Annotated in this window: 9 protein-coding genes; 7 read left to right on the top strand and 2 right to left on the bottom strand. The window is 58.9% G+C overall.

Annotation, left to right across the window (positions count from 1 at the left end):
• Positions 1-21: 21 nt before the first annotated feature.
• On the top strand, positions 22-312 hold the full coding sequence (locus tag IVB18_RS38815; RefSeq protein ID WP_247985513.1) for a hypothetical protein: 291 nt from the start codon (positions 22-24) through the stop codon (positions 310-312).
• 17 nt (positions 313-329) lie between these two features.
• Here IVB18_RS38815 and IVB18_RS38810 read toward each other — a convergent pair whose 3' ends face one another.
• Positions 330-1,595, bottom strand: a complete 1,266-nt coding sequence (locus tag IVB18_RS38810) for a glycosyltransferase (RefSeq protein ID WP_247985512.1) — start codon at positions 1,593-1,595, stop codon at positions 330-332.
• A gap of 164 nt (positions 1,596-1,759) precedes the next feature.
• Between IVB18_RS38810 and IVB18_RS38805 the strand changes: the two genes are divergently transcribed.
• The 6 genes from IVB18_RS38805 (at position 1,760) to IVB18_RS38780 (ending at position 14,879) form a co-directional block, all read left to right on the top strand.
• Positions 1,760-2,668 (top strand): hypothetical protein, encoded by a 909-nt coding sequence (locus IVB18_RS38805; RefSeq protein WP_247985511.1) that lies wholly within the window; start codon positions 1,760-1,762, stop codon positions 2,666-2,668.
• Positions 2,669-2,942: 274 nt separating this feature from the next.
• Positions 2,943-5,192, top strand: coding sequence for a peptidase domain-containing ABC transporter (locus tag IVB18_RS38800; protein ID WP_247985510.1), 2,250 nt, complete (start codon positions 2,943-2,945; stop codon positions 5,190-5,192).
• A complete protein-coding gene (locus IVB18_RS38795) occupies positions 5,182-6,531 on the top strand; it encodes an HlyD family type I secretion periplasmic adaptor subunit (RefSeq protein WP_247985509.1) in 1,350 nt (449 codons plus the stop codon). Before IVB18_RS38800 ends, IVB18_RS38795 begins: the two co-directional genes overlap by 11 nt.
• Positions 6,528-8,567: a tetratricopeptide repeat protein gene (locus IVB18_RS38790; RefSeq protein ID WP_247985508.1), complete on the top strand. Its 2,040-nt coding sequence runs from the start codon at positions 6,528-6,530 to the stop codon at positions 8,565-8,567. Before IVB18_RS38795 ends, IVB18_RS38790 begins: the two co-directional genes overlap by 4 nt.
• 202 nt (positions 8,568-8,769) lie before the next feature.
• On the top strand, positions 8,770-14,211 hold the full coding sequence (locus tag IVB18_RS38785) for a glycosyltransferase (RefSeq protein WP_247985507.1): 5,442 nt from the start codon (positions 8,770-8,772) through the stop codon (positions 14,209-14,211).
• A gap of 32 nt (positions 14,212-14,243) precedes the next feature.
• A complete protein-coding gene (locus IVB18_RS38780; RefSeq protein WP_247985506.1) occupies positions 14,244-14,879 on the top strand; it encodes a class I SAM-dependent methyltransferase in 636 nt (211 codons plus the stop codon).
• Positions 14,880-14,886: 7 nt separating this feature from the next.
• On the opposite strand, the gene IVB18_RS38775 is transcribed toward IVB18_RS38780, so the two are convergent.
• On the bottom strand, positions 14,887-15,822 hold the full coding sequence (locus IVB18_RS38775; RefSeq protein ID WP_247985505.1) for a hypothetical protein: 936 nt from the start codon (positions 15,820-15,822) through the stop codon (positions 14,887-14,889).
• Between the last annotated feature and the right edge of the window lie 227 nt (positions 15,823-16,049).

Here is a 16,049-nt window from a genome sequence, read left to right as displayed (position 1 = left end):
CCGGCGGGCAGCAGACGCACGTTGCTCGTCGTCGCCCCATTGCATCAGGCGCCGATTGGCGGCGAGGTCGTCTGGTGCGAGTTCGAGTGCTTTGGTGATGTCTGCAAGTGCTGCGGCTGCAAAGCCGGATTGACGGGCTATTTCGGCGCGGAGTGTGTAGTGGCGTGCCTGGGCAACGGGAAGGATGCGGCAGCGACGGTCGGCGAGGCGAAACGCCTCGGCCAGTTCGCCGCGGGCGAGATTTGCGATAGCTGCTCGTTCCAGCGCAGCAGGGTGTTGCTCCGGATCGAGCAGAGCTGCAACTCTGTCTAGCATCGCACCCATCGGCCCTAGCGCTTGCGGCTGGCCGCGGCCCGTTTCGGCCGTGCGGCGCGGCCTGTGGCAGCGATCCTGTAGAAATCCATCAGGCGCGGCAGGCAGACGGTCTCGAGATCGTAACGGCTGACCACGGTCTCGCGGGCGGCGCGGCGCAGGCCAGCAAAGCGGCGCGGATTGGCCAGCGCCTCGATCACGCGTCCGGACAACTGTTCGATATCGAAAAACGGCACCAGGAGGCCATTGGAGCCGTCAATGATCTCGCGCAAGGGGGCGGTATCGGAGCCGATCACGAGGCAGCCCGCGCTCATGGCTTCCAACAGCGACCAGGACAAGACGAATGGATAGGTGAAGTAGACGTGGGCGCTTGAGATCTGGAATGCCTTGAGGAAATCCTCGCGGCTCAAGTCTTCAGTGAAGTGAATGCGGCTGGTGTCGACCTTGCCTTCAATCTCGCGGAAGAAAAAAGAGCGCCAGCTATGGCCTTCCGGCGGTGACAGTCCGTATGGAATGCCGGAGCCGCCGACGATCAGAATCTGGGCCTTCGGTCGGGCCGCCATGATCGCTGGCAATGCGCGCAGGAAGCAATGGAAGCCGCGCAATGGTTCGTGGCTGCGGGTCGCAAAGGTGACGACCTCGTCGGCCTTGGTCAGAACCTTGCCCGAAGGTAGCGTCAATGCAGCGTTGTCTCGGGGACGAATGGCCTCGGTGTCCACGCCTTCGTGGATCACCTCGATTTTGCTCTGGAATTCGGCGGGATAGGTGGAGCGCTGCCACAATGTCGGCGAAAGGCCGGCGTCCGCATCGTCGAGCGCCAGCAGAGTCGCCGCGTTCTTCAAATGAATGCGGACGTGGCCATCCACGCCCATGTCGGGGAATTCGGCATCAAAGCCGACGTCCTGCCCGTTGGCGCGATAGTAGAATTCGCAATAGGCGATGATCCGCGCCTTGGGAAACAGCGGGCGCAAGGGCAGCATCTCGCCCCAGCCGGGATGGGCGACGACCAGATCGGGTATGAAGCCCTGCTGCTTCAAGTTGGAGGCTGAATAGAGCACCTGCTCGGCACGGCGGCATTCCGCCTCAAAACGCCGTGCAAAGGGGTGGGCGGCGGCGAGCTCGCCATCGGGGATCATGTACTTCTTTAAGGAGACGCCAGCAATCGAGCGCGCGTTCGGAGCTCCGATCGCCGCCATCTGGACGTCGTCGCGGCCGGAAAGGGCCTTACACAGTGGTAGAAACTGCGCGGGGAAATTATTATGAACAAAAAGAATTTTCTGCATGAGTCCTTCGCAGCGGCCTGCGTCCCAGTCTTAGCACTGGAATCGCGCACCTTGCAGAGCCGACACAATTTAACGCTAAAAAAGCTTTTGCTAAGCGGGCGCTGGCCTGCATATTGCTTAAGAAGTAGCGGGTTCGCTAAGATAGGGCATCTGGGGGTTCCTAAATGAAGTCACCAACGCTGCAGAAGTCGCTCGATCTGCAGAAGGGCCTGTTTTTGATCCGCTACGACTCGGCGGAGGACGCGGCGCAGCCGCCGAAGGTCAGCCTTTCTATCGATTCCCGAGCTGCTGGCTCGGTGGAATTCCTGCTGCCACCCGACGTTGAGGAGCCGGTCCTGTGGTCGCCGGGGGCCAATGTGGTCGTTCGGTTGTCTGCTCCAACTCGCATTCAGGTTGAGGTGAGTGCGCGGTCGGCCGGCGGTTCACTTGGCGCGCGTATCCAGTCGGCGTCGCTTTCGACGGACCCGCTTGGCTTGGCAGCGTTGGACGAGCCGCCGATTGATCTTTCCGGTCTCCGTCTGCTTGGTCACTTGGCCGGCCGCGGCGACACGTTCGCGGGGCTGGGCGAATGGCTCGGCGGCCCGATGGCCCCAACCCGCATCGAGGGGGTCGGTCTCGATTGGGCGGGGCGGCCGCAAAAATTCGGACTGCGTCATTCGGTTCGGGTGGGTGGACCGGGTGAGCCGAGGGCGACTGAGTTCGTCGAGGCTGGAGGATATTCGGGCACCCGGGGACGGGCGCTGCCGCTGGTCGGGGCTACGTTCGAAGTGTTCGGCGCTGCGGCCCAGCATTACGAGATCACGGCTGACGCCATTTTCCTGGGTTCGCCGCAGATGAAGGTGACAGGACAGCGGGTTGTGGTCTCGGGTCCAACCGGTCGAGAGCCCTTGGTCGGATTGCGACTGCAGATTGCCTCGACAAGGGTTGCGGCGCCGCCTGCCCGATCGGCGCCCGCGACGGCGAGGCAAGATATGCCCGTTGCGCCGGCCATAGCTGAGTCGGCGCCCACTGGTCCCGTTCGTAGTGGCAGCGGACGCGTTCGCGTGTTCCGCAGTCGGGCGGTAAAGGGTTAAAATTAAACGGAAATTTCTTGCAGTGCGGGATGACCGGCCTTGGGTATCGGCGACGGGTCGAGACAGTGTTTGTCAGGAGTTCAAAATCGCAAAATGTGCTCATGATTCAGGCATTTATGATGTTTTAATTCCGCCATGAACGAGCTTTGCCCGCGCAATGAAAGATTGGTTTTCGGCTTTCAAAACGCTAAAGTTGATTGAATGCTTCGCAGGTGCACAATGAAGCGAAGCGGATGCGTCGTCCGGTAGGACCGCTTCAGGAATAGAGGTTTGCATGGCCGTCGATGTTTCATCCGACACTGCTCCGGATGTCTCTCTTGCTGCGGTTGAGAACACTGAGCCTACTGGCCTTGCGGCGCTCGTCATCGTGGCGCGGCAGCATGGACTGCATCTAACCGTCTCGCAGCTCATCCACGAAAACGTGCTGGGCGGCGGCGAGGTTGCGACCTCCGAGATCGTCAAGTGCGCCAATAATTCCGGCATGAGGGCCAAGGTCGTCCATCTCGACTGGGACGGGCTCAGTCACTTGAAGAAGGCGCTGCCGGCGATCCTTGGTCTCAAGGATGGCAGCAAGATGGTGCTGCTGCGCCTGGAGGGCGATGAGAACAACCCGCGTGTCGTGCTGCGGGATCCCAACGTCGGCGAGGACGCGCTGTTGATCATCGACCGCATCCGGCTTGAGGATATCTGGACGGGTGAGGTCGTGCTCGCCAAGCGCGACTATGAAATCTCGGACGAGACCCAGCCGTTCAGCTTTGGATTTATCACGGCGTTGATCTTCCGTGAGCGCCGCATCGTGCGCGACGTCGCCGTCGCCGCGCTCGTGCTCGGACTTCTGGCACTGGCGCCGATCATGTTCTGGCGGCTGCTGACCGATAAAGTGATGTTCTATAGGGCGTTCAATACCTTCTATGTGCTGTGTCTTGCAATGGCCGTTATCATAGCCTTTGAGACGGCGTTCTTCGTGCTGCGCCAATATCTGGTTCACAGTCTGACCGCGCGGCTGGATGTCAAGCTTTCGACCTACGTATTCGAGAAGGTGCTCAATCTTCCGATCGACTACTTCGAACGCAACCAAATTGGCTTGATCGCGCGCGACATGCGCGAAATCTTCAGGGTGCGCACGTTCCTGGTAGGACAGGTCTTCGGGACGATTCTGGATTCGACTACACTGATCTTCTTCCTGCCCGTGATGTTCTTCTTCAGCCCGCTGCTGACATTCGTTGTACTTGGCTTTTCGGGACTGATCGTGGGGTGGCTGATCCTGATGCTGCCCTTCTATCGCAAGAAGTCGGCCGCCGTCATCGCGGCCGAGGGTGCGCAGGGCGCCTTCATGGTGCAGAACCTGAATGGCATTCGGACCGTGAAGTCGCTGGCGCTCGATGCGCGCCAGAAGCACACGTGGGATGTTCATGTCGCCCGTGTCGCCAAGGCGCGGCTGGCCGAGGGTATCGCGGGCGTGACGATCCAGGCGGTCGTGAAACCGCTGGAGCGGCTAACGGTGAGCGCACCTTTTGCGATCGGTGTCTATCTGGCGATCAGCACGGCCGACCCTGTTTATGTGGGAGCACTGTTTGCCTTCTTGCTGTTGTCCCAACGCGTAGCTGCGCCGCTGATGCAGATGGCGCAACTCGTCAACCAGCTCGATGAAGCACGAATGGCCGTCGCTATCGTGGGCAACCTCGTCAACCAGGAGCCGGAGGAGGGACGCTCCGGACACGGCGTGCAGAGCCTGCTGCAGGGCCACGTCGAGTTCGCCAATGTGACGTTCAAGTACAAGGGCGCGGTGTCGCCGGCGCTCAATGGTGTTTCGTTTGAGATTCCGACCGGCACCACGTTGGGCGTCATGGGCAAGAGCGGCTCCGGCAAGACCACGATCACGCGTCTTTTGCAGCGGCTGCATTCTGACTATGGCGGGCTGATCAAGATCGACGGGATCGACGTGCGCGAATACGACGTCGATCACCTTCGCCGCAACATCGGGGTCGTGCTGCAGGAAAACTTCCTGTTCAGCGGCTCGATCCGCGAGAACATCGCGGCGGCCAAGCCGGACGCGACGTTCGACGAGGTGGTGCAGGCGGCCCGTATGGCCGGCGCCGAAGAATTCATCGACAAGCTGCCGCGCGGCTACGAGACCTATATCTACGAAGGTTCGCCCAATCTGTCGGGTGGCCAGCGGCAGCGTCTTGCGATTGCGCGCGCCCTGATCGTCAACCCGCCGATCCTGATCCTGGACGAGGCGACCAGCGCGCTCGATGCCGAGAGCGAGGCGATCGTCAATGCCAACATCTCGCGGATCGCGCATGGCCGGACGCTGATCATCATCTCGCACCGCCTGTCATCGCTGGTCGATTGCGACGCGATCCTCGTGCTCAATCGCGGCGCGGTGGACGACATCGGCAAGCACGAGGAACTGCTAGCGCGCAATGAGATCTACAGCAGCCTCTGGCACCAGCAGAACAGCCACACCCTGCCGGCGCGTCGGCCGCGCGCGAAAGTCGGAGGGCCGACCCTTGTCTCGTAATTCCACGGCGCTCACCACCGTTCGGCAGTTCCAGTCCGAGACCGACGCAATCCGCGAGGCCGCGGAGCCGCTTGCCGCTCGTGCGACCCTGTGGGTTCTGGTCGCCTTTCTGGCCTCGCTCGTCGCGATCATGTTTCTGACGCGACTTGACCGCGTCGTCTCCAGCGTCGGCGGCAAGGTCGTGCCGCTGGACCAGATCAACGTGCTGCAGGCGCTCGATCCGTCGATCATCAAGACCATCGACGTGCGCGAAGGCGAACAGGTTCAGGCCGGCCAGTTGCTCGCGACACTGGATTCGACCTTCGCCTCGGCCGACGTCACCCAGTTCAGGCAACAGGTTGCAAGCCTCGAGGCGCAGGTCGTGCGCGACAAGGCGGAGCTCAGCAATTCACCGCTGGTTTTTCCCGACCGGCCGAATGCTGAATTCAAGAACTACGCCGCCCTGCAAAAGGCATTGTACGACCAAAGGAGGGCGCAATACGCTGCCCAGGTCACGAGCTTCGATTCCAAGATCAGCCAGACCGAGGCGACGATCCAGAAGCTGCAAAAGGATGACGAGCGCTATGGTCAGCGCGACGACGTCTTGCAGAAGATCGAATCGATGCGCTCCTCGCTGGCTGAAAGCGGCAGCGGGTCGAAGCTCAACCTCTATATCTCGCAGGATGCTCGTCTGGAGCTGTTGCGGCAGATGGACTCGACGCACAACAGCCTGGTCGAAGCACAGCACCAGCTCGACTCGCTGAAGGCCGATCGCAGGGCGTTTACCGAGCAGTGGAATGCGCAGCTCAGCCAGGATCTAGTGACGACGCAGAATACATTGGACGCGGCAAAGGCATCCTATGGCAAGGCTTTGAAGCATCAGGACCTTGTTCGCTTGACGGCTGACGAGCCGTCCGTGGTCTTGACCATGGCGAAGCTGTCGGTGGGCTCGGTGCTGAAGCAGGGCGATCCCTTTATTACGCTGATGCCGGTGAAGACGCGCCTCGAAGCCGAGATCAAGCTCGCCTCGCGTGACGTGGGTTTCGTCAGGGCCGGCGATCGATGCACGCTGAAGATCGACGCCTTCAATTTTGCCGAGCACGGCACCGCTGAAGGCAAGATCCGCTGGATCAGCGAGGGGGCCTTCACGACGGACGACAACGGCCAGCCGGTGGACGCCTACTACAAGGGGCGTTGTTCGGTGGACAAGGCGGATTTCCGCGACGTGCCGGCGAATTTCCGCCTGATCCCCGGCATGACGCTGACCGGCGATGTCCATGTCGGCACACGGTCGGTCGCGATGTATGTGATCGGCGACATGCTCAAAGGGCTCGGCCAGGCCATGCGCGAAGCTCAATGAGCATGGCCGCGAGCATGCGCAGGCCCGGACTGCTGAGCCGGCTGAAGCCATGGGCCGCGCTTGGCCCCGATGCGCTGGTCCAGCGCGGCGCAGCCGCCTATGACCGCGGCGCCTTCATGGAGGCCTTCGAGACATGGCGGCGTGCCGCGGAGGGCGGCGCCTCCGAGGCGGCGTTCCGGATCGGCCAGCTCTACGCGCGCAGTCAGGGCGTCGTGCGCTCGTTTCCAGATGCGGTGGCCTGGTACGAGAAAGCCGCCGAAGCGAGACACGTCGATGCGCAGCTTCAGCTCGGCATGATCCTGCTCGACGGCGTGGTGGCGGGTCTCGGCGGCTCGCCGGAAGCCTGGCGCCAGGCAGTCGAGACCAGGACCAGCGGCCAGGCGTCGATCGCAAACATGATGTTTCCGCGCGGGCTGTCGGTCGAGAAGGACCCCGAGCGCGGCTTCGCCTGGATTGCCAAGGCGGCCGCGTCCGGACGGGCCGAAGCGCAGGCGCTGCTTGCGGATCTTCATCGGCACGGGCGCGGCTGCGAGATGGACAAGACGGCGGCGCGGGAATGGTACGAGAAGGCCGCCGGGCAGAATTTGGCGGCCGGCGAATTCGGCCTCGGCGATGTCTACTATCAAGGCCTCGGCGTGCCCAAGGATCCCGAGACCGCCGCCGGCTGGTATCGCAAGGCCGCCGAGAGGGGACACGTCCGTGCCCAGGTCGCGCTCGCTTTCCTGCATTTGAATGGCTCCGGCGTCGCGCAGGACCGCACTGAGGCAGCGCGTCTGTTCAGTGAGGCCGCCCGGCACGAGGATGTGACTGCGCTCTACAATATCGCGCTGATGCGGCTTGGCGGCGACGGCCTGCCCAAATCCGCCGATAAGGCCGAAACCGCGCTGCGCAAAGCCGGCCGGCGCGGGCATCTGCCGTCGATCCTGGCGCTTGGCGAGTTCTATTCGCTCGGCGCCGCCGCCGAGCCCGACCTGCGCGAGGCCGCCTATTGGTACCTCCAGGCCGCCGAGCGCGGCGATGTCCAGTCGCAGTTCTTCACCGGCCGCTTCTACGCCACCGGCCAGGGCGTCGCGCCGAGCGTTCGCGAGGCTGCCAAATGGTTCTTGCGCGCCGCCGAGAATGGCCACCCGACCGCGGCCTATAACGTCGCCGTGTTCTATCTGAAGGGCACCGGCATCGCCCAGGATGTCACTGCGGCGATCAAATGGTTCGAGTTCGCCGCCAATGCCGGCATCTCGGCCGCGCAGGTGCAGCTCGGCCAGCTCTATTCCACCGGCCAGGGCGTCGATCGCGACCACGGCATCGCCGAGCAATGGCTGAAGACCGCCGCAGGTGGCGGCGATCCGGACGCCAGGCTCGCCTATGCGATGTTCCTGCTGCAATCGGACAAGAGCCTTGAGGCGATCGCGCGCTCGGCGGATCTGTTGGGTCTGGCGGCCGAGGCCGGCCACGCCGCGGCCAGCTTTCAGCTCGGCAATCTCCATGCCGGGCGCTTCGGCGGGACGCCCGACTGGGCGCAAGCCGCGAAGGCCTATGCCCGCGCGGCCGATGCCGGCCTGGCCGATGCGATGCTGGCGCTCGGCCAGCTTTATCTCGATCCGGCGCGCGGCATGGCCGATCCGAAAGTCGCTGCCGGCTGGTTCGCGAAGGCCGCGCAGGCGAGCCAACCGCTCGCGCAATTCCAACTCGGGGTGATGTACTGCACCGGCGCCGGCGTCGAGATGGATCTCGAGAAGGGCGTGTTCTGGTACGAGGCCGCCGCCAAGCAGGGCCACCTGCTCGGGCAGTTCAACCTGGCCGTGATGCTCTCCAAGGGCCAGGGCTGCGAGCGCAATCCGGAGAAGGCGTTCGAATGGTTCGCGCAGGCCGCCGAGCGGGGCATGGCGGCAGCGCAGCTGTCGGTGGGGGATGCGCTCTATGCGGGGAATGGCGTGGCGCAGGATATTGAGGCGGCGCGGGCGTGGTACGAGAAGGCGGCAGGGCAGGGGAATGAGGTGGCGCGGCAGCGGTTACACGCGATTTCAGGGCGCACTTAGTATCCGCATGTTGGCCGTTGGAGCAGCCGAGGCTCCGTTAAGCAAGCAGACTTTATTTCAGGCAGTCGAGGGCTGCGCTGTAGGCAGATTCGGTCAGAGTCTTCATGGCCTCGTAGTGGCACCACGCTATTATGTAACGGGACGTGTAGATGTGAGAGCTACGCCACGAAGCACTAACTGACGCGCTGTATGTGGATTGAAAATGAATCAGATGACCAAGTTCGAGTCGAGCATCAGCAAGCTCCAAATTCGAATTTCAGAGCTAAGGCCGCGGCTGCAGGACGTTGCCGCGCAGTTGAGCACAGATCCCGTCGCCGATCCCAAGCTCGTTGCGAGGATCGAGGCGATGCTTGCGTCCATTCGACGCGAGTGCTCCGACGTACTTGTTTCACTGAAGTCGCTATTTGAGCTTGTCGCATCGGCCAAGCCGAAACCCAGTCCGGCGTTGATCAGCAGGCTGCAGGAACTAAAACGCGATCACGAGAGAGTTGTGGATGGGCTTGCTGCTTGCATGGCGATTGGGAAGGGATCATCGACCGCAAGTACAACAGACGCGACCGCGCCAGTTGATATCAAGAAAGTAAGCATTCAAAAAGATGCTGGTGGGCTTGGCACGGATGGAAGTGCTCGATCCAGTTACTCGCAATTGTCGATCGAGAGCATTCTGGACCGCGAAGCGTCGATGCTAGCTCAATACGATCTCATCTTGTTGAGATTCGAGCGGTTGCAGAACGAACAGAGGCAATCCGCCGCCCGCGCAGCCAATTTGGAGCGAGAGTTCGCGACTAAGGAGCTTGCTTTCAATGAAAAGCTCGCCAAGCTAACTCGTGAGCTTGAGCAGGAACGTGAGCATCGCAGTCAGCAGATTGATGCCGCTTCGAAGTTCATCGGCTTTCTTTCAGAGAAGAGCCGGTGGCTGGAGGCAAAGGTGCAAAGGGGTCTTCCAGTACTCCAGTACGCGCTGAGGGATGAGCTGGAGCTATATCGAGAGGAAGAGCGATTCCTGAACCCGGATCTGATCAAAGCTGGTGATCCATCCAAGAGGAAAATATCGAAACAGATAGGATTGATCGCCGAAAGCGGCCTCTTTGATCCTGTATTCTATGCTTTACAATTTGAATCTCCTTTTCCTGCTCGCACGAATCTTGTCGCGCATTACGTGACGGAAGGCTGGCGGCAGGGTAAAAGCCCACAGCCGCTGTTCTCTGTTCCGTTTTACCTGATGCGCAACCAGCGGCTCGCGATGGACGGTGTTGAACCGTTGAGCCATTACATTGAAGTAGGATCAAGCGAGCGAAAGGATCCTCATCCTCTTTTTTCGACGGAGCACTATTCGAAACTGGTCCCCGAGCCCGATGACGGGCAGACTTGGTTGGGGCAATTTCTGCAAGTTGGGCCATCGCCGCCTAGCCCGCATCCTTTATTCGATCCCATCAAATACTCACGCACAGCAAGCGTCCCAGATGGCCACACCGCGCTGGCGCTGCTACATTACGTCACGAAGGGATGGCGGGAGGGAAAGTTCGCGTTTTCTCCGCTCTTCGACGTGGATCATTATAGGTCGCATTTCGGCGAGTCGGTTGAAATCGAGCCCTATCTGCATTTTGCAATCTTTGGTGCTGCGCATGGCATCAGCCCGCATCCCCTGTTCGACATCCAGTATTATCTTGACCAGTCACCAGATCTGGATCCCGCGGATGTTGATCTACTGCTTCATTATTTATTCAAGGGAGAGCAATCGGGGACCCGGCCTTCGCTCTTCTTTGATCCCGGGTTCTATCGCGAGAAATATCTGGAAGGGCACGGTGATACATCCGCGCTGCTCCATTATCTGCACGAGGGATCCGAGAAGTCGCATGACCCTCATCCCTGCTTCAGCGCGGTGCTCTACTCGGATTTGACGAAGGTAGGGAATTCAAGCCCGCAGCCGAGTTCAGGTGTGATCGATGCCCTAAATGGCGGCTTTCGGCAGCTATCTTCGGAAGCAATCGTCGCCTATTTCAAGGAGCTAAAAGTCCCGAAGGATGCTCCCCCAGCGTCCAAGGGCAAGTCGATAGCAACGTCATCTGAAAAGCCGCTCATTTCACGTCAATACCCGGGAAAAGTGGCGTATCGCGATGGGTGCCCCAACGTTCTTTTGGTGGCACACGTTGCCGGCGAGCACTTATTCGGAAGTGAGCGCAGCTTCCTCGACATGGTGGATGCAATCGGCCAGATTCCAGCCAACCTCTTCGTGGTGCTCCCGAGGAATGTTCCCGATTACACGAACGCGATCCGGCCCCTCTGCCACCGTGCGTACATCGTGGATTACCAGTGGTGGAGAAAAGGACAGGCGGCATCGGATCGGTCGACCCAGGCGTTCGAGCATCTCATCAAGACCGACAAAATCGATGTCGTCCACGTGAATACGATAATGCTCCGAGAGGCCTTACAGGCCGCCAGGAAATGTGGTGTTCCAGGGATCGTGCACGTGAGGGAACTCATCCAGCATGATCAAGCGCTTCAAGAGTTGATTGGCGAATCATCCGAGGAGATCATCAATCAGACCAAGAACAGAGCAGACTGGGTGATCGGAAACTCCGAGGTGACAGCGGAGGCATTTGCGAAGGACCGGCGGACCTTTACGATCCCGAACACGATCGACGTCGATGCGATGGACATTCCGAACTCGCCAAAGGACGAGATCAAGTTTGGTCTAATCAGCAGCAACGTGCCAAAGAAGGGAATTTCGGACGTTATCGAATTAGCTCGATTGGCGTCCGGACGCGTCAAGAATGCAAAGTTTGTCATCATCGGCCCAGATACGGATTTGGTCAAACAGCTCAAGGAAGAGCAGAAGGTTGGGGGTGTACCTGACAATGTTGTGTTTGCCGGTTATGCAGCGAGCCCAAGGCAGGCAGTTGAGCAGGTCAACGTTGTTCTAAACTTCTCGCATTTTGCTGAATCGTTCGGCCGGACTGTGTTGGAAGCAATGGCCGCAAGGCGGCCCGTCATCGCTTACCGATGGGGAGCGCTTCCGGAACTGGTGGAGCACAAGAAGAGCGGTTATCTCGTGCCCTTCAAGAAGGTGGAGGATGCGCTACCGTTTATTGAACATCTCTGCGATCAGCCAGAAGCGATAAAGCAGTTCGGAGAGCGTGGCAGAAGAATAGCCGTTTCCAGATTTGGCCTTCCAAGCTACCGGAAGCGAGTTGCTGAAGCCTACTCCCATATCCTCCCGCCCAAGGACGTACGGATCAGTTCGGCCAGTCCTGTCGTACGACCGGCACGCAATCCAACACTCAAAGTGCGGGAGGATCGACCGCGGATTGCGTACTTCTGTTGGCATTTTCCTGTGCCATCCGAAACGTTTGTTTTGAACGAATTGGAGGCGCTCGTCGCCTCCGGAGCGGATGTTCTTGTCTTTTGCCGTCAAATACCCTGGAAGGACTTCAAGCCATCCTTTCCCATTACGTTTGAACGAGTCGATTCACCCAAACAACTCGCGAAGCGGCTGAAGGAAACAGGGCGGACAATTGTTCATGCCCACTTCGTCTATCCCGTTGTGACGGACATGGTTTGGCCGGCGTGTGAAGAGGCGGAAATCCCGTTCACGTTCATTGCGCATGCCCAGGACATATTCCGTCACGACAATGATAAGAAAAATCGTCTCGCGGAGATTGGGGCATCCAGGTGGTGTCGTGCGCTGTTCACGCTGTCCAGGTTCCATCTGAACTACGTGGTCGAGCGGGGATTCCCGCGTGGAAAGGTCATCATCAACCCGAATGCCGTCGACACGAGGCGCTTCTCAGCCGCCTACGATGAAGAGAGGCAGAACAGGACAACAAAGAAGATTGTCGCAGTCCATCGGTTCGTGAAAAAGAAGGGGCTCGATCTTCTCATCCGCGCGGCGCCATTGGTTGCGGATCTTGGGGTGAAGGTGGAGCTCTATGGCTACGGAGATATGGAGGATGAGTACCGCCGCCTCATTGCAGAGACGGGCGCCACCAATGTCGAGATCAAAGGCCAGTTGACGCAGGACCAGGTCATCGAGACGATGAAGACCGCGGATCTGTTTGCGGCACCGTCGGTGCGAACCGAGAACGGTGACATGGACGGGATTCCGACCTCGGTAGTCGAGAGCATGGCGGCAGGCGTGCCGGTGCTCACGACCAACGTCGCCGGGATACCGGATCTAGTTGTTGATGAGGTCACAGGAATAGTGGCCGAGCCGACGCCGGAGGCGCTGGCCGAAGCTATTCGCCGATTCTACGGTATGCCCACCTTGAAGGTGCGCGCGATCATCAGGGCGGCCGCCGCCCGCGCGCGGGAGCGACACGATGTTGCCCGGCTCACACGAGTGCTGATGCGAGTTTGGCGGAATCAGACCGTCGATCTAGTGATCGTGGCTTGGAACAACCTTGACGAATTGAAAATGGTCGTTCGGAGGATAGTGGAAAACACTTCGCTCCCGTATCACTTGATCGTCTGTGACAACCAAAGCAGGCGCGAGCCTGTTGCGGAGTATCTGGATAGCCTCTGGCGAGAGCACGACCGCGTCACTGTCATCCACAATAACGTCAATGCCATGGTTGGCCCCGGCACAAATGCTGCTCTGGCGCAAGGCGACGGCGATTATGCCGTTTATGTCTGCGGCAGGGAAGGCGTTAGCTTTACGCGCGGGTGGGAGATCCCAATCGTGCATGCCTTGGAAGAGCAGCCGGATGTCGGCCTGGTCGGTACGATTGGTTATTCGCCGACCTATCTGTACGGTTCACAATATCCGACCGGCATCGAACTGTTTGACAAGTTCCGGAACAAGGACTTCGCGACCAAGAACCCCGCGCGGATTTTCGGTCACGTCCAAGGCGGTTTGTTCGGCATGAGGCGCAAGATGGTTGCCGAGATTGGAGGATTCAGCGCCGACGTGCCGCACAGCTATACGGATGTAGAATACAGCTATTATGCCGAGAGCAAGGGCTGGAAACTTGCAAATGTGCCAGGCATGCTCGCGCTCTTTAACAAGAGCCGTCCCACACTTTCGCAGAGGTTCGACGAGTCGTTGGTGGTGGCTCATCCGGTGCTTCCTGACGAGCTCGAGCGGTATGATGCAGTAGCCAACGGAAAGTTGAAGCATTGCAATCTCTGTGACTGGCATGGGCCTGCCTTCGCAGAAGGGGCGAAGTGTCCGTCCTGCGAGGCCTTGCCCGAAGATCGCTCGGTTTACAGATGGTTGAGTGATGGCATCCTGATGTATCGGCGCCTACCGGCTCTCGCCGCTGGATTGACTGGCGGACTTGAGAAAGAGTGGGCGCGGCAATTTCAGGGACCGCGCCTGACGATCGAAAGTTTGATCTCCGAGCTCCGGTCTAAAGGCCGTCTTCCCAATCGGCCGGGAACATTCCACTTATCACTTGTCCGATTGGGGCAATCAGACCGAGACCAGCTGTCACTGATTGTAAAGGAGCTGAATCGTTTGATGGTGAAAGGAGGAACGGCTCTCGTTCAAATTGCGGAAACGGATTCCCAATTGTTCAAGGAATGGAAGTACCTCTTACTCGAAAAGATGGAGAAGTCGGGCTTCAAGGCGTTACCTGACATCCAATTTTCTAGTAAGGCAGTTGAGTACTCGTTTGCCCCGGTTATCGCATTCGAGAAAATCTAACTTCGAACTCCTCGTAGGAGGTTGCGTTCGCGATGTGCTCGATCGAGGAAAAAATGGAGGCTGCCAAGGCTCGGCGCCAAGCGGAATTCGACCGGATCAAGGGATCTCCGCTTGAGCTCATCCATACCGAAGCATGCCGCGTGGTACCCACGAGGGAAGACATGCTCGACACTCTGCCGAAAGGTGGCGTTGCGGTCGAAGTCGGAGTCGCTTCTGGCGATTTCAGCGAAGAGATATTGAAGCGTCTTAAGCCAAGTAAATTGTACCTCATTGACGCATGGCAAGACCAGCGCTTTGCGGACGGTCTGCGGTTAGTCGAGCAGAAGTTTGCGCAGCAGATTAGAGAGGGGGCTATAGAGCTTCGCCGCGGGTTTTCGTCAGACGTCCTAGCTTCTTTTCCCGATGGCTGTTTTGACTTCATCTATCTCGATACAACGCACGCTTATGATCTCACCGTTCGGGAGCTGGACATATCCGCCCTGAAGTCGAGTGAACATGGAGTAATCGCGGGACACGATTTCAGTGCGGGCAATGTAGTTGTGCCTCACGTCTACGGTGTAATCCAAGCCACAGCAGCTTTTTGTAGGGAGAGGAGGTGGCGCTACAGGCATATCTCGATCGATCCCGACACCTACTTCAGCTTTTGCCTTGAACGAATTCCTGCCTAATGACAATTCATCCTTTTCGGGCGAGTTCGTCAATTTGGCGAACTCGCATTAGGAACGGGATTCTCCCTGGCAAGATCTCGAGCGCCTTGACTATATATGCGCGAGCCAACTCAAACTCTTGGGAAAGCGCACAAGCTTCGGCCATAACGTCGAAATAGATTGCCCGCTGTTTTTGATCAAACCGATCTTGGTACTTGTCGAATATCTTACCAGCTAACTTTCGGTTGCGCAAAGCCAGTGCGGTCGCAACCCCCGAATAGCGCGCTGGTGAGCGAGCCCTTAACGTCCGCATCAAGCTATGGATCTCGTCGTCTCTTGCTTCGAGGCAAAATTTGAGTAGCTTTATTGTGTTCGGTGCATTGCCCAAAACCTTGATCACTTCGTGACCAACGTTTCGTATCCGGACTAACCTAGTACCCGGCGCAACTTTCGATATGTATTCAGCGTTGCCTCTATCGAAGTCATCAGTCTGATCGTAAAAAATGTAGCAGTTTGCGCTAACGTCTTGGCCCCTGATCGCCATTCCGTCATGGAGCTCTGGCCGAAAATAGCTAGTGTAGCTACTTCGAGTGATTCCGTCCGCAGGGTCGATTGAAAATTGCGGACTGAAAGCAGCACATGCCGTCGCACCGAGTACCTTGCTATACTTCACTGCGCCATAAGCTCCCATGGAAGATCCATAGGTGATGCGCCTCGGCATATGTCGGATTCTTGGCATCACGGACTTCAGTCCTTCCTCGACGAAGCGTCGTGGATACCAATTGTTTTTTTTTGCAACAAAGCCTAGCGCAGAAATTCCGTTCTTTTCTGCAAAATACCTTCCCCAGAAAGCGTCCGTCTTTGTGCTGAAATCTAACGCAGAAAACGTCACTAATAGAAAGTCGCTTGCTCCGGGAAGAAAGGAAACATCTAGCTCCTCAGAGCTAAATAACAGCTCCACCATGCCAACCTCGTGGGACATCGTAACCGAAGCAGCTCGGTCATCCCGCCTATCACATACCCCAGATGAAAATAGGGCTCAAGCTTATTGCAGGTTGCAGAGACCCCCCTCAAAGTGAGCTCAGAGATGGCTAGGTTTCGCCATTGCCCCCACTTTTGTGCTATCTTTGACAACCCTACCAGCGACGATCGGACGTCGATATGAGTGGCTGCAACGACGTCGGCTCCATC

It is taken from the genome of Bradyrhizobium sp. 186 (assembly GCF_023101685.1).
Classification (GTDB): domain Bacteria; phylum Pseudomonadota; class Alphaproteobacteria; order Rhizobiales; family Xanthobacteraceae; genus Bradyrhizobium.
Note: the sequence above shows the minus strand (reverse complement) of the source record. Positions and strands in the feature narration are given on the sequence as shown.

Bases quoted from the DNA above. Each gene is read 5' to 3' on its own strand.
- IVB18_RS38810 (WP_247985512.1), bottom strand. From the start codon at position 1,595: ATGCAGAAAATTCTTTTTGTTCATAATAATTTCCCCGCGCAGTTTCTA.
- IVB18_RS38805 (WP_247985511.1), top strand. From the start codon at position 1,760: ATGAAGTCACCAACGCTGCAGAAGTCGCTCGATCTGCAGAAGGGCCTG.
- IVB18_RS38800 (WP_247985510.1), top strand. From the start codon at position 2,943: ATGGCCGTCGATGTTTCATCCGACACTGCTCCGGATGTCTCTCTTGCT.
- IVB18_RS38790 (WP_247985508.1), top strand. From the start codon at position 6,528: ATGAGCATGGCCGCGAGCATGCGCAGGCCCGGACTGCTGAGCCGGCTG.
- IVB18_RS38785 (WP_247985507.1), top strand. From the start codon at position 8,770: ATGAATCAGATGACCAAGTTCGAGTCGAGCATCAGCAAGCTCCAAATT.
- IVB18_RS38780 (WP_247985506.1), top strand. From the start codon at position 14,244: ATGTGCTCGATCGAGGAAAAAATGGAGGCTGCCAAGGCTCGGCGCCAA.
- IVB18_RS38775 (WP_247985505.1), bottom strand. From the start codon at position 15,822: ATGGTGGAGCTGTTATTTAGCTCTGAGGAGCTAGATGTTTCCTTTCTT.